General features: G+C 53.3%; 17 protein-coding genes and 1 riboswitch. Of the genes, 3 read left to right on the top strand and 14 right to left on the bottom strand.

Features of this window, described 5'->3' with window-relative positions; genetic code table 11:
• Nucleotides 1–120: 120 nt before the first annotated feature.
• Nucleotides 121–978 (bottom strand): 4-(cytidine 5'-diphospho)-2-C-methyl-D-erythritol kinase, encoded by an 858-nt coding sequence (ispE, locus tag MOST_RS09240; RefSeq protein ID WP_054937257.1) that lies wholly within the window; start codon nt 976–978, stop codon nt 121–123.
• A gap of 234 nt (nt 979–1,212) precedes the next feature.
• Between ispE and MOST_RS09235 the strand changes: the two genes are divergently transcribed.
• Entirely contained in the window at nt 1,213–1,494 is a 282-nt protein-coding gene (locus MOST_RS09235) for a late competence development ComFB family protein (RefSeq protein WP_054937256.1), read from the top strand.
• On the opposite strand, the gene MOST_RS09230 is transcribed toward MOST_RS09235, so the two are convergent.
• From MOST_RS09230 to MOST_RS09210, 5 genes are all read right to left on the bottom strand, one after another.
• Nucleotides 1,495–2,181 carry a response regulator gene (locus MOST_RS09230; protein ID WP_064774288.1) on the bottom strand — a complete coding sequence of 229 codons (687 nt, stop codon included), beginning with the start codon at nt 2,179–2,181 and terminating at the stop codon, nt 1,495–1,497.
• 78 nt (nt 2,182–2,259) lie between these two features.
• A complete protein-coding gene (locus tag MOST_RS09225; protein WP_106007109.1) occupies nt 2,260–3,330 on the bottom strand; it encodes an ABC transporter ATP-binding protein in 1,071 nt (356 codons plus the stop codon).
• Between the two features lie 37 nt (nt 3,331–3,367).
• Complete coding sequence (locus tag MOST_RS09220; RefSeq protein WP_054937255.1) at nt 3,368–4,093, bottom strand: ABC transporter permease; 726 nt, start codon at nt 4,091–4,093, stop codon at nt 3,368–3,370.
• A gap of 16 nt (nt 4,094–4,109) precedes the next feature.
• Nucleotides 4,110–5,030: an ABC transporter substrate-binding protein gene (locus tag MOST_RS09215; RefSeq protein WP_054937254.1), complete on the bottom strand. Its 921-nt coding sequence runs from the start codon at nt 5,028–5,030 to the stop codon at nt 4,110–4,112.
• A gap of 63 nt (nt 5,031–5,093) precedes the next feature.
• Nucleotides 5,094–5,420, bottom strand: a complete 327-nt coding sequence (locus MOST_RS09210) for a winged helix-turn-helix domain-containing protein (RefSeq protein WP_054937253.1) — start codon at nt 5,418–5,420, stop codon at nt 5,094–5,096.
• A 209-nt stretch (nt 5,421–5,629) separates the two neighbouring features.
• Between MOST_RS09210 and MOST_RS09205 the strand changes: the two genes are divergently transcribed.
• Entirely contained in the window at nt 5,630–6,907 is a 1,278-nt protein-coding gene (locus tag MOST_RS09205) for a DUF4830 domain-containing protein (RefSeq protein WP_054937252.1), read from the top strand.
• A gap of 260 nt (nt 6,908–7,167) precedes the next feature.
• Nucleotides 7,168–10,686: a pyruvate:ferredoxin (flavodoxin) oxidoreductase gene (nifJ, locus tag MOST_RS09200; RefSeq protein ID WP_054937250.1), complete on the top strand. Its 3,519-nt coding sequence runs from the start codon at nt 7,168–7,170 to the stop codon at nt 10,684–10,686.
• An 81-nt stretch (nt 10,687–10,767) separates the two neighbouring features.
• Here nifJ and MOST_RS09195 read toward each other — a convergent pair whose 3' ends face one another.
• The 8 genes from MOST_RS09195 to MOST_RS09155 form a co-directional block, all read right to left on the bottom strand.
• Nucleotides 10,768–11,712, bottom strand: a complete 945-nt coding sequence (locus MOST_RS09195) for a 3-hydroxyacyl-CoA dehydrogenase family protein (RefSeq protein WP_054937249.1) — start codon at nt 11,710–11,712, stop codon at nt 10,768–10,770.
• Nucleotides 11,713–11,831: 119 nt separating this feature from the next.
• Nucleotides 11,832–13,643: a flagellar assembly protein A gene (locus MOST_RS09190; protein WP_106007117.1), complete on the bottom strand. Its 1,812-nt coding sequence runs from the start codon at nt 13,641–13,643 to the stop codon at nt 11,832–11,834.
• 6 nt (nt 13,644–13,649) lie between these two features.
• Nucleotides 13,650–13,970, bottom strand: coding sequence for an STAS domain-containing protein (locus tag MOST_RS09185; protein WP_054937247.1), 321 nt, complete (start codon nt 13,968–13,970; stop codon nt 13,650–13,652).
• Nucleotides 13,951–14,688, bottom strand: coding sequence for a PP2C family protein-serine/threonine phosphatase (locus tag MOST_RS09180; protein WP_054937246.1), 738 nt, complete (start codon nt 14,686–14,688; stop codon nt 13,951–13,953). The genes MOST_RS09185 and MOST_RS09180 overlap by 20 nt, the downstream gene beginning before the upstream one ends.
• The gene (locus MOST_RS09175) at nt 14,689–15,018 is read right to left on the bottom strand and encodes an STAS domain-containing protein (RefSeq protein WP_054937245.1); all 330 of its coding nucleotides are present in this window, start codon (nt 15,016–15,018) and stop codon (nt 14,689–14,691) included.
• A 27-nt stretch (nt 15,019–15,045) separates the two neighbouring features.
• Nucleotides 15,046–16,305, bottom strand: a complete 1,260-nt coding sequence (locus MOST_RS09170) for an ATP-binding protein (protein WP_054937244.1) — start codon at nt 16,303–16,305, stop codon at nt 15,046–15,048.
• Between the two features lie 40 nt (nt 16,306–16,345).
• A complete protein-coding gene (locus MOST_RS09165; protein ID WP_054937243.1) occupies nt 16,346–17,107 on the bottom strand; it encodes an HD-GYP domain-containing protein in 762 nt (253 codons plus the stop codon).
• A gap of 107 nt (nt 17,108–17,214) precedes the next feature.
• Nucleotides 17,215–17,302: riboswitch (cyclic di-GMP riboswitch) on the bottom strand.
• Nucleotides 17,303–17,724: 422 nt separating this feature from the next.
• The gene (locus MOST_RS09155; RefSeq protein WP_054936958.1) at nt 17,725–18,153 is read right to left on the bottom strand and encodes a ferritin-like domain-containing protein; all 429 of its coding nucleotides are present in this window, start codon (nt 18,151–18,153) and stop codon (nt 17,725–17,727) included.
• Nucleotides 18,154–18,212: the final 59 nt, after the last annotated feature.

Below are 18,212 nucleotides of genomic sequence, written 5' to 3'. Positions count from 1 at the left end.
GCCCTACATATGTGGTATAATTCATCTTGCCAGCCTCCTTAGCTTGTAGCTCTGTATTGGTCTCTATTGTACCAATATAACCTACGTATCGCTACTGTGGGGCTGGCCCTTCCATTATGTCTATAAAGTACAGGTTACCATTGTTTCCGGGTAAGTTTGCCGGAGCCGGGAAGCAATGCTAACGGCCGTCTGCCGGTCGGGAGCCACCCCAAAGACCGCCGGGCCGCTGCCGCACAGGATGGCCCGTTCCGCTCCCGCAGCCAGCAGGCGTAATTTAATGGCCTTCACTTCCGGGTACAGCCGGCAGGTAACTATCTCCAGGTCGTTACCCAGGGCCCTGACAAGCTGCTCCCGGTCCCCGGCCCTTAAGGCCGCCAGGGCCCTGTCCTCATCAGGGGGTTCCGGGTTCTGCCGGGAGGGGGCGGCATCCCAGCCCTGGTATACGGCTGCCGTGCTGACGCCAAAGGGAGGTTTCACCAGTACCAGCCAGAGCCTGGGAGCCGGCGGTAAAAGGGATAAATCTTCCCCCCGCCCCCGGCCCAGGGCCGTACCTCCCAGGACGCAAAAAGGTACATCCGACCCGAGTTTGGCCCCTTCCCGGGCGAGTTGCCCCGGTGTCAGGCCCAGGTTATACAGGTAATTAAGTCCCAGTAAAGTAGCTGCCGCATCGCTGCTGCCTCCGGCCAGGCCGGCCGCCAGGGGGATCCTCTTTTCCAGGTTGATATGCACACCCGGAAAACCATACCGCTGCTGGAGTAAGGCCGCCGCCTGGTAGACCAGGTTGTCAGGACCGGCCGAAAGACGTGCCCCCCTGACCTCCAGGTGAATTCCTTCATAGCACCGGCTTAAGGTTAGGGTATCCTGCAGGGCAATGGCCTGGAAAATAGTGCTTAAGTTATGAAAACCATCCGGCCGGCGGCCGAGGACCTTCAGGGTCAGATTTATTTTACCATAGGCTGGCACCTTTAGGGCATCCAAAAAAAGGCATCTCCCTTAAAACTTTTTATTGCTAATGTAATATTAGGCATTGAGACGCTAATTCCTCTTTTGACGGCTATAGCTATTCTCACCGCAGCGATAGCCGGGTATACCAGTAATAGTCGCCATATTTCAATATTTAAATCCAGGGGAAAAGAAGGAAGGAAAAAGGTTAAGGCGAATATTTAGGCTGAAAAAGAAATACATAATTGCAAGCAGAGGAAGGAGAAACCAATGGCCAGAGAACTCTTTTTAAAGAACTATATGGAGGACTGTGTGTGGGAGCTGTTGGACCAGGTCCTGGCCCAGGACCCGCAAGCCTGCCGCTGCGACAGCTGTCGCCACGATATAGTAGCCCTGGCTTTAAACCAGTTACCGCCCCGTTATGTGGTCCGGGAAAAGGGAGTAATTTACTCCAAACTGGCCATGCTGGAAGCACAGCACCGGGCCGATATTTACCGCGCTCTTACCCAAGCCCTGATGAAGGTCAAAAAAGCCCCCCGTCACGAGCGCTGATTAATCGCGAAATTTATACCCCACACCGCGGACGGTAAGAATGTACCGCGGGTTGCTGGGGTTTTCTTCTATTTTTTCTCGCAAATGGCGGATATGGACATCGATGGTACGCGTGTCGCCGTAATATTCGCCTTCCCAGAGGCGTTCCAGTAGTGCCTCCCGGCTGAAAACCCGCCCCCGGTTTTCCGCCAGCAATTGCAGCAGCTGGTACTCCTTCAGGGTCAAGTCTACGGGCTTGCCCTTTACCGTGACCACATGGCTGGCCGGGTTAATAACCACATCCCCGATGGCCAGAATATCGTCCGGCTGGCGCTGGTTTTCTGCCGCCCGGCGTAAAATAGCGCGTACCCGCGCCACCAGCTCCCGGGGACTGAAGGGCTTGGTCAGGTAATCATCGGCGCCCAGCTCTAGCCCCAGGACCCGGTCTACCTCTTCCCGGCGAGCCGTCAGCATGAGGATGGGAGTATTGCCCCTGGCCCTCAGGCTGCGGCAGACTTCAAAGCCGTCCACCCGGGGTAACATTACATCTAAAATAATAAGATCCGGCTTTTCTGCGGCCGCCTTTTGCAGGGCTTCCGCTCCATCACTGGCCGTGACGGTGGTAAAACCGGCCTGCTGCAGGTTAAAAGACACTAGTTCCAGGATTGCCGGCTCATCATCAACAATCAGCACCTTGGGCAGTGCCATCACCGCCTTCCGCGCCTATTATAGCGTAGTTAATTAAAACCTTGCAAGAGTTAGTAAACAATACAATAAAATATATGGCTACGCCGGGATCAAGTGCACGGCTTCCGGCGGGAAGGTGGCCAAAACTTCCCGGCCTGGCTGTAGGCAACCCTGGCGCAGCTGGGAAGCTCCGGCCAGGGCCACCAGGGGCAGGCCACAGTCAATTTCTACCCGGTACTGGCCCCCCTGGGGGATGATGTGCCTGACCCTCCCCCGCAACCGGTTAGCCGGGGCTTCAGTAGCAGCTACCCCCTGAATAATTATTTCTTCCGGCCGCAGGCAGGCTACCACCCGCCCACCCACGCGCGTGCCGGCCAAAATGGTCACTCCCCCCTGGAGGCGGACCTGGACGGGCCCACTGCCGTTTAAGCGCGCCTCACCCGGCAGGAGATTGGTAACGCCGACAAAGGCTGCCAGTTCCACACTGGCCGGCTGCCAGAGTATGGTCTCCGGGCGACCGGTCTGGACAATTCGTCCTCCCTGGAGGGCCGCCACCTGGTCCGCCAGGAAAGGCAGCTCGGTAAAATCGTGGGTAACAAAAACAGCCGTAATCCCCGTCTCCCGCAGGATAAATTGCAACTCTTCCAGCAGGGCGCCCCGGGTGGGAGCATCCAGGGCGGCAAAGGGTTCATCCAGGAAAAGGACCCGCGGCTCCAGGACAAAAGCCCTGGCCAGGCTGACTCGCTGAGCTTCACCGCCGGAAAGCCGCCGTGCCGGCCGGCTGGCCAGGTGGCTGATCCGGAGGACCTCCAGCCAGTGTTCAACCCGTTCCTTTACCACCGGCCAGGGAATACCCCGGAAACGCAGGCCCACAGCCACGTTGTTAAAAACTGTAGTATCCAGTAATAATGCCTCCTGGAAAACTACCGCCAGCTGCCGGCGCCAGGATAAAGCCCGGTGGTAATCGATCTTTTGCCCGTCAAAGAAAATGCTACCGGTATCCGGCTCTTCCAGCAGGGCTAGGACCTGGAGCAGGGTGCTTTTGCCAGCACCGTTGGGGCCGATAAGGCCCCATACCTCTCCCCGCCCGATTTCCAGGTTATCAACCGTCAGAATCTCACGCCCGCCCTTGCTGACCCGCAGTCCTTCAGCGCGGATGCTGATACCCATTGAACCTCCCCCCGTGGAAAAGGAGCAAGTTTAGCTTCTATAATAACTTGGTATTCCTGCCGTCCGGTACAGCCCGCGTCCTCTGCTGCAAAACGGTCAGGATTGCCGTGATGCTGAAGGCCAGGCCCAGGAGGATAAAGCTCAAGGCCATGGCAATATCAAAATGCCCCCTGGACACCTCCATTACCGTGGCCGTCGTCAGGACCCGGGTCTGGTGCATGATATTGCCGCCAACCATGGAAGCTGCTCCCACCTCGGAAATAACCCCGCCAAAACCTGCAATAATGGCTGCCAGGATCCCCAGGCGGGCTTCTTTAAGCAGAGTCCAGTACAGTTGCCCCGGTGACGCCCCAAGGGCCAGGACCTGGGTTTTCAGCCTGGCCGGCAATTGCTGGATAGCCGCCATGCTCAGGCCGGTAACCAGGGGGGAGGCAATAAAGGCCTGGGCAATGACCATGGCTGCCGGGGTATAAATGAGCCCCAGCCGGCCCAGGGGACCGCTGCGCCAGAGGAGGAAACTCACCCAGAGGCCGACCACCACCGGCGGCAGGCCCATCCCGGTATTGACCAGGCTGATGACCAGCCGCCGGCCGGGAAATTCCTTCAGGGCCAGGAAAGTACCCAGGGGGACCCCTATGAAAACGCTAATGACCGTAGCCAGGCCACAAACCTTAAGGGTCAGGGCTACTATTTCCACGACCTCCGGGTCCAACTTGATTAATAGATTTAAAGCCTGTACCAGTCCCTGCCAGACTGCTTCCACCAGTTAAGTTCTCCTCCTATTGCCCCAGGGTGTTTTCATCTTTACCGGCATCGGGGAAGAAGAGGGACTGGCCGAATTTGTCTTTGCCAAAGTTGCCGATGACCTGCTGCGTTTCCGGGGCTACCATGAAATCTACAAAGGCTCTGGCCCCTTCGCTGTTAATGGCCATCCCCGGGAATTTATCCGGGTTCACCTGCATGACATGGTAGATATTCAGCAAGGCTTTCTCCCCCTCCACCATGATGTCCAGTTTGAGGTTCTTCTTCAGGGAGAGGTAAGTGGCCCGGTCCGTGAGGGTATAGCCACCCTTTTCGGAAGCAATATTTAAGGTCTGGCCCATGCCGGATCCAGCTTCCTGGTACCATTTGCCTTCCGGTTTAATATTAGCTGCCTGCCAGAGGTTTTTTTCCATCTTATGGGTGCCGGAATCGTCACCCCGGGAGATAAAGATGGCCTGTCTGGCGGCAATCTGCTTTAAAGCATCCACTGCCTTTTTAGCCCCTTTAATCCCGGCCGGGTCGCCGGGTGGACCAACAATAATGAAATCATTATGCATGACCAGCTGGCGGTTAATGGCTGTCCCTTTTTTCACCAGCTCCATTTCAGCCTCCGGGGCGTGAACCAGCAAGACATCGGCATTGCCCTGGTCGCCCATGGCCAGGGCCTGTCCCGTACCGACGGCATTGGGCTTAACGGTATAGCCGGTTTCTTTCTCAAACATGGGGATCAGTACGTCGAGTAAGCCGCTGTCCATGGTGCTGGTAGTGGTTGCCAGAATCAGGTCTTTTTTGGCCGGCGCTTTAGCAGTATCCTTACTGGATACAGGAACGGGCTGGTTGTTTTCCTGCCTGGCAGCCCGGCCACAACCGGACGCTAGGACTACGAGGAGGAAACTCAAGGCGACTAACGTCGCGATACATTTCTTGATTTTTTTCATTATGTATCATGTATCCCCTTTCATTATGTTTGTCCCAGCATAGCGGTGGTATAAAAAAGAGCCTTAACTAAAGTGACGCTGAAAAGCTGCTTCGATAGCCTCCCCCGCCTCGCGTCTAAATTGCCTGTAACGCTGCAAAAACCACTTCCCGGCGGGCGTTAATTCTGCCCCGCCTCCCGTCTCACCTCCCACCCGGGTTGAGAGAAGCCTTTCCCCCAGCCGGCCTTCTGCTTTTTTTAACTGGCCCCAGGCCTGGCGGTAGGACATGTTGAGGCTCCGGGCCGCCTGGTTAATAGAACCCCGCCGGTCAATCTCCTGCAGGAGTTCAAAGAGGCCCTCACCAAAAACATGCTCGCCATCTTCCAGCCAGAATTTATAACGTACCCGCATACTCTCCACCCCGGATCACTAACTCTATTGTAAATTTCCCGGAAAACCCGGTCAAGCCTTTTTACTAAAATAACTATTTGCACCTCCCGGGTTTGGGTGTACAATAGCTCCAGGTAAAGTATAATTCTTATTTACCTGCGGGGAACCTTAATCTGGGAAAATACGTCTATAATTTCAGGAGCGAGATTCTGAAATAAGGGAGAATATATATGCACAAGGGTTTATCTATTCTTCTTATGGCTATTTTAATCATCCTGAATCTGGCCGGTTGCCAGACCCGGAAGGAAACAGTTGCTGCTTTTAACGAATTTAAGGGTCAGATTGCGGGCCTGGAGTTTTATGTAACCCGGCAGGCAGGCGAAGAACCCCGCCAGGTTATCAACCTTACCGACAAGCAACTGGCCCAACGCTTTTTAATTCTCCTCGGTCCCCTGCCCAAAATTGACCCGCCGCCTAAATCCTGGCATGGAAGCAGGGACTATCTGGCCTTTAAATACGTCAAAAACGGTGAAACTGTCACCAGCAAACAGTATCCTTACTGGCACCAGGATAATAACCCCGGTTACCTGGAATTGGAAGACGGCTGGCACCAGGTACCGGCAGAATTTGCCGTGAAACTGACTACCCTGGCCAAATACCCCGATGCCTCCAGTGACATCGACCCGGCCGATGCCGCCTTTCTAAAACAGTACGGGTGGACTATTTTCTATAAAATTAAAAGCTATAATGGCCGCCTCCCCGAAAGGTTTGTCCATGAATCCGGGGAATATCCCGTTTCCCTTTACTATGCCTATAACAATGAACTGAGTAAGGATGTGGGCCTCGATCTCAGCCCTTACCTGGGTAAAAACGTAACCGTCAACCTTTATAAAATCGAAGAGCCCCTGCCGGCCTTTATGGCCCCCCGCCAGGAGGCCAACCGGGCCGTCATTGTTAAAGACGGCCAGAAAATAGTTGGGGCCTGGCTGGACGCCGGCCCGCACCATGCCTTTGCCTGTTCCCTTAAAAGCCGGCGCCTGGAGGAAATCACCGGCAAAACCTGGGGCGAGTGGGTGGACCAGTATATCGACCATGATAACCCCCAGGAGAAGTTAATCAGCCAGATGACCCCGGAAAAGGTTATTGAGACCTATTATGAAGCCATTGACCATAAGGATCCCCGGACGGCTCATGCCACTGAAACTCGCCGGCGCCTGGTAAGTTACCTGTTCCGCAACATGGACTACAACCGCCTCTATAATTATTCCTACGCTACCAATGATGCCGACGAGATCAATAACATCACCCGGGCCAGGGTGATCCGTATCCAACCCTACCACGATCCGTCGTCAGAGCAGGCTGATGTTAAAAAATACGTGGTGGAAGTAGACATCAACGTCCGGCGTGTCATCAGCTACGACAGTGGCCGCCAGATTCGCTTTATTACCCTGCGGCGGGAAACCCCGGCCACCGGCTGGCGCATTGATGATATAGGTACGGGCCCCTAAGAGGCTTCCGCTTGAGGAAAACCCGTTTTTTGCTTGCATCCGGACAGGATGTTCCCGGCTATCGAATAGCCGGGAACTACCCTTCCCTGGGTGTTTTTTTGTGTAATTATTTTGTATTCTTATTATTATATTTTATATGTATTATGTGTATTGCATACTTGGTATTGACCATTCTTTTTTCTAATGATAGATTAATATATGGAATCAATATAGGGACCAGGGGTATGGCTTAAATTTTTTGGTGAAGGAGAATGTCCATTATGCCCAAGCAACCATTTGATGGTAACACTGCAGCTGCCCATGTGGCTTATGCCATGTCTGAGGTGGCTACCATTTACCCCATCACGCCATCCTCGCCCATGGCCGAAATTGCTGATGAATGGGCCGCCTACGGCCGCAAGAACATTTTCGGTAAGACGCTGAAGGTTATCGAAATGCAGTCGGAGGCTGGTGCCGCCGGGGCTGTCCACGGTTCCCTGGTCGGTGGTGCCCTTACGACCACCTTTACTGCCTCCCAGGGTTTACTGTTGATGATCCCCAATATGTACAAGATTGCCGGTGAACTTTTGCCCACTGTTTTCCATGTAGCTGCCCGGGCCCTCTCCACCCATGCCCTGTCCATTTTCGGCGACCATGCCGATGTCATGGCCGCCCGGCAGACAGGTTTTGCCATGCTGGCTTCCGCCTCGGTACAGGAAGTCATGGACCTGGCCCTGGTAGCCCACCTGGCTACCCTGAAGGCGAGGGTGCCCTTTGTCCATTTCTTTGATGGTTTCCGGACCTCCCACGAGATCCAGAAGATCGACGTCATTGAATACGAAGATATGGCCAAGCTAGTGGACTGGGAGGCCATTCGCGCCTTCCGCGCTCGGGCCTTAAATCCGGAGCATCCCCACCAGCGGGGTACGGCCCAGAACCCGGATATCTATTTCCAGCAAAGGGAAGCAGCCAACCCCTATTACCTGGCCACGCCGGGCATTGTCGCCCAGGTGATGGAGCAGGTCGGCGCCCTCACCGGTCGTTATTATCGCCTCTTTGATTATGCCGGCGCCCCGGATGCTGAGCGGGTTATCGTTTCCATGGGGTCGTCCTGCGACGTTATCGAAGAGACTGTCAATTACCTAGTGGACAAGGGCGAAAAGGTCGGCCTCATCAAGGTCCGCCTCTACCGGCCCTTCTCGGCCGAACACTTCCTTAAGGTGTTACCGGCTTCTGTGAAACGGATTGCCGTCCTAGACCGTACCAAAGAGCCCGGTGCCGCCGGCGAACCTCTCTACGAGGATGTCCGGGCGGTCCTGGCCGAAAACGGCAAGGATATCCTTGTCGTTGGCGGCCGCTACGGTCTCGGCTCCAAGGAATTCTCCCCGTCCATGGTTAAGGCCGTCTTTGACAACCTGGCGGCGGACACGCCTAGGAACCATTTCACCGTCGGCATTATCGATGATGTCACTCATACTTCCCTGGAAATCAAAGAGTATATCGATACGACACCCAAAGGGACTTTCCGCTGCAAGTTCTTTGGCCTGGGTTCTGACGGTACCGTAGGAGCCAACAAAAACTCCATTAAGATTATTAGCGATCACACCGATCTTTATGCCCAGGGTTACTTTGAATATGACGCCAAAAAATCTGGTGGTGTCACCATCTCCCACCTGCGTTTCGGGACCCAGCCCATTAAATCGTCTTATTTAATCGACCAGGCGGATCTCATTGCCTGTCATAATCCTTCCTATGTCACCCGTTATGACCTGCTGGAAGGTATTAAACCGGGCGGGATCTTCCTCCTGAACTCTCCCTGGAGCGCCGGGGAAATGGAAAGCCGGCTGCCGGCTGCCATGAAGCGGACCATTGCCAGTAAGAAACTGCGCTTCTTTAATATCGATGCGGTTAAAGTCGCCCAGGAAGTCGGCCTTGGCGGGCGCATCAACGTCATCATGCAGGTCGCCTTCTTTAAGATTGCCAATGTCATCCCGGTAGATGACGCCATCAAGTATATTAAAGACTCTATCGTCAAGACCTACGGTAAGAAAGGCGATCAAATCGTTAACATGAACCTGGCCGCCGTAGACCGGGCCCTGGAAGGCCTGGAAGAAATTAAATACCCGGACACCTGGGCCGAAGCCCTGGACGAGGCCGCAGCCACGGCTCCCGAGCACGAGCCGGAATTCATCCGCAAAGTCGTACGACCCATTATGGCTTTGAAGGGCGACCAGCTGCCGGTCAGCACCTTTACCCCCGACGGGGTCTTCCCCACCGGGACCACCAAATACGAAAAACGAGGTATTGCCGTTAATATTCCCCAGTGGCAGCCCGAAAACTGCATCCAGTGCAACCAGTGCTCCCTGGTCTGCCCCCATGCCGCCATCCGGCCTTACCTGGCCAGGCCCGAGGATCTGGCCGGTGCCCCAGCGACCTTTGTTACGAGGGACGCCATTGGCAAAGAGGCTGCCGGCCTGAAGTTCCGCATCCAAGTGTCACCCCTGGACTGCACCGGCTGTGGCAACTGCGCCGATGTCTGCCCGGCCAAAGTCAAGGCCCTGACCATGGTGCCCCTGGATGAAGTGGTAGCCGTGGAAAACGAAAACTATAAATTCGCCGAGCAGCTGCCAGAAGTGAAGGTTGACTTCAACCCGGCCACCGTCAAGGGCAGCCAGTTCCGCCAGCCTTTGCTGGAATTCTCCGGTGCCTGCGCCGGCTGCGGCGAAACGCCTTATGTTAAACTCGTCACCCAGCTCTTTGGCGACCGGATGATTATTGCCAATGCCACCGGCTGTTCCTCCATCTGGGGCGGCAGCGCGCCGACCTGCCCCTACACCGTCAACCGCCAGGGCCATGGTCCGGCCTGGGCGAGTTCCCTTTTCGAGGACAACGCCGAGTTCGGCTACGGTATCAGCCTGGCTGTGGAAAAACGCCGGGAAGAGCTAACCGACGCCATTAACAGGGTCCTGGCCGCACCTGTCAGCCAAGCCTTCAAGGCCGCCTGTGAGGCCTGGCTGGCCGGCAAGGAAGACGCCGACCGCTCCCGGGAGTTTGGCGATCAAATTAAAGCCCTTCTGCCGGATGAGATCAAGCGGGCCGAGGGCGAGGTTAAGGAACTGCTCCTGGCCATTGACAGGCAGAAGGATTACCTGACGAAAAAATCCATCTGGATCATCGGCGGTGACGGCTGGGCCTACGACATCGGTTACGGCGGCCTGGACCACGTCCTGGCCAGCGGCGCCAATGTCAACATCCTGGTCCTGGATACCGAGGTCTACTCCAACACCGGCGGCCAGTCTTCCAAGGCCACCCAGACCGGTGCCGTGGCCAGGTTCGCTGCCGGCGGTAAATACACCAAGAAGAAGGACCTGGGTCTCATGGCCATGTCTTACGGCTATGTCTATGTGGCTTCCGTAGCCATGGGAGCCAGCCATACCCAGCTGATCAAGGCTCTAGTGGAAGCGGAAAAATACGAGGGCACTTCCCTGATTATCGCCTATGCGCCCTGCATTAACCACGGGATCGACATGAGCCACAGCCAGCTGGAAGCCAAAAAAGCGGTGGAAGCCGGTTACTGGCCCCTGTACCGCTACAACCCTGACCTGATCAAAGAAGGTAAGAACCCCTTCATCCTTGATTACAAGGCTCCTAAAGCCAGCTTCCGGGACTTCCTGCGGGGCGAGATTCGTTACACCTCCCTGCAGCAGCAGTTCCCGGAAAAGGCCGAAGAACTCTTCGCCAAGGCCGAAGCCGACGCCAAGGCGCGGCTGGAGTACTACAAGAAGCTGGCGGAAGGTTAGGCCCTCTAGCCTGTAAACCAAAGGCCGGGAGTTAAAACTCCTGGCCTTTTAACTATCAACTAAACATGAGCAACCGTCTTCTCAAAACTTATCTTCCTGCAGCCGCTTAATCAGGTCTTCTTCCCGGGCTTTTTTAATGGACAGGACACGTTCATCCTGCCAGTCGTAAAAGCCGCGGCCGGTCTTTACACCCAGTTCTCCCCGCTCTACTTTTTCCTTGAGAAGTTGTGACGGCCCTCTTTCGTGGCAGAGGTCCTGGTTGAGGTAAGACTGGATGTTATAAAACACATCCAATCCCCCCAGGTCGGCGCTTTCCAGGGGACCGGTAACTGCCAGGCGCCGGCCAAAACTGTATTTAACGGCCGCATCCACATCCTCTGCCGTAGCCCAGCCCTGTTCGACGATGTACAGGGCCTCGCGCAGGAGGGCGAACTGCAGGCGGTTGCCCACAAAGCCGGGAATAGCCTTTTTGACTTCAATGGGTTTCTTACCCAATCTGGCAACCAGGGCCCTGGCAAGGCCCACGGTAGCGTCAGCCGTTTTTTCTCCCCGTACAATCTCCACCAGGGGGAGCAAGTGGGGTGGATTCCAGAAATGGGTGACAACAACCCTTTCCGGCCGCCTGGTTAATGCCGCCAGCTTTGTGGGGTCCAGGCCGGATGTGGTTGAAGCCAGGATGGTGTGGGGTGGAACCAGGGCATCGACTTCACGAAATACCCCTTGCTTCACAGCCAGGTCCTCAACAATGGCTTCAATGACAAAATCAACCCCTGTAACAGCCTCAGCAAGGGTCGTGAACCCTTTGATGTTCGTCATAACCCCTTCAGTCCGGGAAGCCTCCACGAGGCCACCCTTTGCCAGCAACTCCAGGCCGGAGCGAATCTGCCGGAAGCCGCGGTTAAGGCTATCCTCACTGCGGCCCAAAAGCCGCACTTGATAGCCTGCCAGGGCGCATAATAAAGCAATACCATGGCCCATGGTGCCGGTACCTAAAACGGCTATTTCCTTGATGTCTTCCAGTTGCATGATATCCCTGCTTTACCCCAGTCTAGTTATCGCGAAAACCCCTTAATAATTCTTCCTCCACCCTTGATTTCCTCCTGGAAGTAAAAAGCCCCCCTTCAGGGGGGTATCCGGCTTCGCTGCTATGGGGCTGGAATACTACGCCTGGCCAGGTTTCCTTCCCGGTCAAGCCATAGCCGCACTCCCCATTCCTCCTGAACAAAAGAATACTGGCGGGAACCTATCTGGATGGAAGTATTCTCAAAAGCATGAGCTATGGTCACGGCAGCCCCAGCCCGAGTTTCGACCTTGGTACTCGTCCCAGTACGGGAGCCCAGTTCCTTAATATAAACGTCACCCTGGGCCTGGATCTCCCCACCGCGGAAAACACCATGCACAGCTACCGCTTTCCCGGCCTGGAGCCTGGTATGATAACAGCCTTCACCTATTACTTTAATGTTACCGGTGGCTACAACGGTTGAGTTAAGGGCGTAGTGAATTATAATGTCGGCCCCACCTTGAGGCGGTGTATTAACCTCATCCCGCCAGGCTATAATTTCTTTCAACATGGCCTCCAGCTGCTTTAAACTATTAATGGTCAATGGCATCCTTACCAGGCGTTCCAGATCATTCATCAATGCCGTTAAACCATTCATTGATATAGCAGGAAGGCTGTGGGCTTCCTTTTTTAGTAATTCTACAGCCGCAGGAAGATCGCGAAATTTCTTCTCTAAAAGCAATAATACCAGGGGACCAATACCACCTTTAAGGTCATCCTTTTTGAAGGAAGGATGATGGATAAGCTGGGTAGCAGCGGCAACAAACTGCTCCAGGATGGCAGCAACCCTGGCAAGTATCGAGCCGAATTTCTGCTGCAAAGCCACCGTACTCCCGGCGGCCAGCAGAGAAGAAAAAACGTTTCCGCGTACCTCAATTAAGCCACCGGCCCGGACCATGGCCCTGGATACAGCTCCCTCTATATAAATATTACCACCAGCCTCAACACTCATCCCTTCTTCAACCTGGCCGGCAATCATTACATCGCCGGTGAAAGAAATGTTTCCCGAGGTAATATCAACATTACCAGGGTGCATAAGGGCGGGGACCACACTGATAACAACCCGCCCTTTTAACCCCCTTGCCACGGGGCGGCCAGCTATGGTTGCAATGATCTCCAAACCATCATTGCTTAAAACTGCGCCGGAACCGGCTGTCATTTCAATATCCCTGGGCTCGGGGGGCACGATTATTTCCCCAGTTACCGCCTTCCCCGGCTGCCCAACTTCAGCCGGGTGTTTCCTGGCCAGGACCATTCCGGCTTCAACAGCGGTGAAACGAAATCTTTCCCGGAAGTTCACCGTCTCTTCTTCTCCGACTGCTACTGGGACCCTTTGCTGGGTAGTAAAGAATAATTCTACCGAGGCGTCTTTACCTGGTACGGGTGGTTGCCCCCGGGCAATGGTTAAAGTGCCCTCGGTTGAGGCTTCAAGTCCCCGGGCACAGGCCTGCCAATCGATACCATACTGGATACCCTGGCGCTCTATCTCCCGGGTTAAATCTTCCAGGGTAAAAGGTTTATAGAAATCTTCTTGCTCCAGGACCTCCAGGTATAAAACCCGCGCCGGTGGCAGGTCCCGCACTTGCCGCCGTACTAATACCCAAGGTTTTACCTGTAAAAGTGCCTCCTGTTTATCCGCAGTAACCTTTACCTGCCAGTATCCTTCCCGCCTTTCATCCTGAACGATTATTTCCACCCTGTCCTTCTCATTTACAGGCGTCGGTTCGCTTCGTTCTTCCCCATTTACTACCAGGCGCAACCCTGGGCAGGGCACTATCACCGGATAAGGGCCTCCGGGCGGGTGTTTTATTACCAGCTGCCCATCTATTATGGCCGCCCGAGGTGCCACACCATTTTCCCCGGGCTGTTCAAAGGCTCCGGTCTTTAAAGATTCCATATGCAATCACTCCCCTCCACTTTGAGGGGCGCCTTTAAGGGTTTCTAAGACGCGGAAAAAGCCGATTATTTCCAGGTCATGGCGAATATTTGCGGGTATATGGGTAATTTTCAAAACGCGGTTGTGCCGGCTCAATAACCTGGCCTGGCTGAGAAGCATCCCGGCACCGGAGGAATCCATGAACTGCAGGTCCTTAAGAACTACCTCCACCACGGGGGCCTCCTGCCTTTCAATCTCTTGCTGCAGCTGAGCAACATTGCTGTAGTCCAATTCCCCCGCTACCAGCAGGGTGGCCTTTTCCTTTTCTTTATTCACCCTGATTTCCATGACACTCACCCCCCTTTTCCAGCTCTTTCTTAAGTATTACCAGGGTTACATCATCCCTTTGCTGCCTGCAGCCGGTAAAGGTAAATAAGTCATTTAAGATAACCTCCTGGAGTTCAACTGCGTCCAGGCAGGTATTGGCGGCAACTATCTCTTTGAGGCGATTTAAACCATAATTTTGACCGTTGGCATCGCGGGCTTCTACCAGGCCATCGGTATACAGGATAACTACATCGCCGCGAGACAGAATAACTTGTTCCGGTCGAGTACCCTGGTATTCTTCCAGGAAACCCAGGGCCACCCCCCTTACTCGAGGTACGTGGATATTACGGCCTGAAAATATTACCGGAGACGGGTGTCCGGCGCTAAGGCAGGTTAAACAATTATGCTGCCGTTCATAAGAAATAAGGCACAGGGTGGCAAAGGAACCAGCGCGGTGCAGCTGCTTTCCTCCGATTGCAGCCAGCTGATTAATGATTTCTAATAGGGACAGATCTTTCCTGGTACAGGCATGTAAGATTGTACAAAGCTCCTTCATTTGCCCGGCGGCACGCATACCTTTGCCCATTACATCTCCGATAGCAACAATAAGTTGATCTTCCCCGAGGGGAATAAAATCAAAAAAGTCGCCGCCTTCCAGGTCTGCAGGAATACTACACCCGGCACCCTGTATACCGGCATGTATTATTTGTTTCCCATTGCCACCGGTATCCAGGGACATTTAATATTCACCCCCGGTTACCTTGCTCTGGTCGCTACAATCTAAAAGTTCTTCCATACCTACGAGCCGGAAAACTTCAGCAATCTCCGGACAGGGGTTAATAACCCGTACCTCACCTCCCTTCATTGACCACCGGCGCTGTATTTCTAATAAACCCCTGAGACCTGTAGAATCTATAAAGGATACCCCTGCCAGGTTTATTTTCAATTGCCTCTCCCCTTCCTGTACTTCTGCTGCTCGCTCCAACGTGGCCAGGGTTTCCATATCTAACTCCCCTTTAAGGTTTAAACAGCGCCCATAATCGCCCTTGGTTACAGAGATTGCCAGCATAATATCGCTCCTCCCCCTTTTCTTTACTTAAGAAGCTGGAGAACAGATATCTTCATCTGCTGATTGATGGAAATCCAGGACCAGGGTAGTTCCCCTGGAACCGGTAGTTAGATAAACTTTATCAGCATAATAAAGCATTAAAGTAAACCCGCAACCAAGAGAATTTTGGGTGGAATAATGTCGCATTAAAGCCGCTTTGGGTAAATCTTTTATCTTAATTCCCTGGCCCTGGTCTTGAATAATTATCCGGAAGGCCTCATCCGTCCGCCGGACCACCCATTCACCACCCGTAGCATGTTTTAAGGTATTGGTCAAAGCCTCAGTTAAAGATAAGGCCATCCCATACGCGCGCGCGCTAAAAACCGCGGGTAGCAAACTGCATAACTTGCTGCGAGCTAAAGCTATGTCGGCAGCCTTGTTAACTACTCCCCTTGCCAGTTCCTTCCCCTGGGATAATACAGCTACCATTTCTTCTGAAGTCAAAAGCTGCAGGCGCCCATTGGTGACGGCAGCCATGGCTTCCCGGTAGGCCAGCATCTCCTGGCGGCGCATCTGCCTTTCCTTTTCAATAATTTCGGTAAGATCAAAGGCCAGCAGGCCCCCTGACCGGGAGTCAAGGGGTATACCATGCAGGTCAAAAATCCTTTTACCGTCATCACCTACTATCACTTCCCGGCAGTGGGTTCCCCGTTGTATTGCCTGGCGCATTAAATTTTCTATTGCCGGCAGGGGCAGTTCCAGGTCAGCCTGTCCTGTCAGATGGCGAAAACGCCCTTTTTCGTAACGCATTACCTTACCCAACCGCATGGCATTGAAAATCTCCGAGCTTTCTAACTCGGCTAGTAGTCGTTCTTTAACCAGGTCCTGTAAATGGGCGGGAACTAATTGGGATACTTGCTCAATGAAGTCCCCCGTACTACCCGTAAGTAAACGGTATTCTTCATTACCCAGACGGCTGGCTGTTTCCTCACCCCGGTAAACGGCTATGATATCAAAGAGGTGGATGTTACCCTTGCCCTTGGTCGGTACCCCTGCAACATCCAGGCTAAGATGCTGCTTTAAATAAATCCGGTATTGACCGGGAACGGGAGCTCGTGTTTCCAGGCCCAGTTCCATGGTATTCAATACGAGAATACGGCCAGCATAACGTTTCCCATCGGCGGCAACCAGGCTAATGCTTATGGGCGCCGGTGGCTTCCGGCGCAAAGGGCCGGGACTCATGAAATAATCGCAATCGACACAAGAACGATTTGAGGTCTTGCGGGTACACTGGCTACACTCTTGCATACCTGAACCCCCCCTCTACTGCTCTGGCTTTAAGCCAGGTTTAAAGATTCTCTTTCTCCCATAAAGAGAGGTTTTTTCCTCTTTTCCCTTCCTGTAACTTATAAATACTTACTATCAACTTATCCAACCAGTGACTTTGGGCAATTATTAAAGGATGGGCAAGATCGCCGTAAATCTTAATTAACCTCGCGAGCCATTCTTTTTCTACCTGGATTTGCCTGGCAAGGGTGCGGGGATCCTGGTAGGTTGCCGGTTCGTAGGTGGCCTTTTGACTTAAGACGGTTATTATGTCTGGGTCAAATTGCAATCCTTTCCCGCTATGTATTTCCATCAGAGCTTCACTAACCGCAATCGCCTTACGGTAGGGTCGCGACGCCGTCATGGCATCTAAGGCGTCGGCAATTGTTACTATTCTGGCCAGCAAGGGAATCTGTTCATATTTAAGGCCGGCATAACCGTTTCCATTCCACCATTCATGATGGTAGCGAATAACTGCTACCACCTCATCGTTCCCTCCCCTTTGCTCCACCCAGTCCGCTCCATAGTCGGTATGCTTTTTTATCTGCCTCCATTCCGCCTCTGTCAGTGGCCCCGGTTTCGTTAATATCTCTAAACGTACATGCATTTTTCCGGCATCATGCAAGAGGGCACCCCTCAACACGTCCCGGCAATGACGGTCTTCTATTCCTAGATCCATGGCTATCCTTAAGGCAAAGTTGGCCACCGCAGCCGAGTGTAAGTACAGTACCGGCCAGTATTCCCGAATCTCCAGTAAAATTTTAGTAACAGTATCCCTTTGCACTAAACCCGCCCCCGCCTTCGTTCCATCTAGAAATAGCAAAGGCAGCCACGAGTAATTTGCTATGGCTGCCCTTTAAAAGTTAAGATAAAATTAAAAACCGACTTTAAAGTGGCAGCCTGGCAGTCATACCAGCATAGTGGCTACAGACCCATGGCTTTGCGTCCCACCCTTTCGAGTGGTTTGCCCTTAAACACTTTAAACTATTTGCATAAGAGAAAGATATCTCTTAGGGAACTCTGGGGGCGGAGTAGAAGGAATGGTGACATTAGTCTAGTGGTCCTTGGACATTTTTTCCCAAAAATTACAAGGAAATTCTGGTTCCCGGAGGCGTTATGAAAGGTAGCACTGGATAGGTTGGGAGGAATGTTATTTGCAGTAATTTTAAGGGGGTTAATAGAGGGGAAGCTTCTTTCCAAATATTTACAATCAAGGCATATAATCCCCCCCCCCCCCCATTGGCTATTTTTGTTTTTTATGTTAATTTCTGTTATGCTCTTTGCCAGCATAGGAATTATCCTCCAATAATTTGCTATAATATTTTTATATTCGACCTCGCTCAACAAATTCCTTCTCTTAGGTAAAAGTAATCGTTAATTTACCCCTGCCGCAATTGCCAGTTATCTTACCTTCTGGATACCCAGGGACTTTTCCAGGTCGATAATGTGTCCCTGCTCCACCAGGGCTATTTCCCTGATGATCTGGGCGACGTCGTACAATTTCAAGGCTTCCAGTTGCTCAATACGCTGCAGGTACCGGTTCAGGGCCTCATACTCGGCTTCCAGGTCCTGGCGCAGCATTTCGACGTTATTGAGGGAAATCTTGATTTCCTGCACCTGGACGGTAGGGATGCCACCCAGGTACTGGATCTTGTCACTTAGCTTTACGGCATGATCGTGCTCATCCTGGGCATGCTGGAGTTCTTCATCGATAATGGCAAAATACTGGGGGCCGGTAAGCATGCTGGCGTGCTGGATGTACTGGATCATAGCGGCGTATTCCCAGGACAGGTCCAGGTTGAGAAGCTTGATTACTTGCTCGATGGTCATAGGGCCACCTCCAGGAGTATGCTTATACTACATAATATTAGTTTTCCTGGTAAGTGTGC

The organism is Neomoorella stamsii, from assembly GCF_002995805.1.
GTDB lineage: Bacteria > Bacillota > DSM-521 > Neomoorellales > Neomoorellaceae > Neomoorella > Neomoorella stamsii.
The sequence above is the reverse complement of the archived record's forward strand: the minus strand, read 5'-3'. Positions and strand labels throughout refer to the sequence as shown.

Coding starts and splice junctions, on each gene's coding strand:
- nifJ (WP_054937250.1), top strand. CDS start 7,168: ATGCCCAAGCAACCATTTGATGGTAACACTGCAGCTGCCCATGTGGCT.
- MOST_RS09210 (WP_054937253.1), bottom strand. CDS start 5,420: ATGCGGGTACGTTATAAATTCTGGCTGGAAGATGGCGAGCATGTTTTT.
- MOST_RS09175 (WP_054937245.1), bottom strand. CDS start 15,018: ATGCTGGCAATCTCTGTAACCAAGGGCGATTATGGGCGCTGTTTAAAC.
- MOST_RS09205 (WP_054937252.1), top strand. CDS start 5,630: ATGCACAAGGGTTTATCTATTCTTCTTATGGCTATTTTAATCATCCTG.
- MOST_RS09195 (WP_054937249.1), bottom strand. CDS start 11,712: ATGCAACTGGAAGACATCAAGGAAATAGCCGTTTTAGGTACCGGCACC.
- MOST_RS09225 (WP_106007109.1), bottom strand. CDS start 3,330: ATGGGTATCAGCATCCGCGCTGAAGGACTGCGGGTCAGCAAGGGCGGG.
- MOST_RS09155 (WP_054936958.1), bottom strand. CDS start 18,153: ATGACCATCGAGCAAGTAATCAAGCTTCTCAACCTGGACCTGTCCTGG.
- MOST_RS09190 (WP_106007117.1), bottom strand. CDS start 13,643: ATGGAATCTTTAAAGACCGGAGCCTTTGAACAGCCCGGGGAAAATGGT.
- MOST_RS09185 (WP_054937247.1), bottom strand. CDS start 13,970: ATGGAAATCAGGGTGAATAAAGAAAAGGAAAAGGCCACCCTGCTGGTA.
- MOST_RS09170 (WP_054937244.1), bottom strand. CDS start 16,305: ATGCAAGAGTGTAGCCAGTGTACCCGCAAGACCTCAAATCGTTCTTGT.
- MOST_RS09235 (WP_054937256.1), top strand. CDS start 1,213: ATGGCCAGAGAACTCTTTTTAAAGAACTATATGGAGGACTGTGTGTGG.
- MOST_RS09180 (WP_054937246.1), bottom strand. CDS start 14,688: ATGTCCCTGGATACCGGTGGCAATGGGAAACAAATAATACATGCCGGT.
- MOST_RS09215 (WP_054937254.1), bottom strand. CDS start 5,030: ATGAAAAAAATCAAGAAATGTATCGCGACGTTAGTCGCCTTGAGTTTC.
- MOST_RS09230 (WP_064774288.1), bottom strand. CDS start 2,181: ATGGCACTGCCCAAGGTGCTGATTGTTGATGATGAGCCGGCAATCCTG.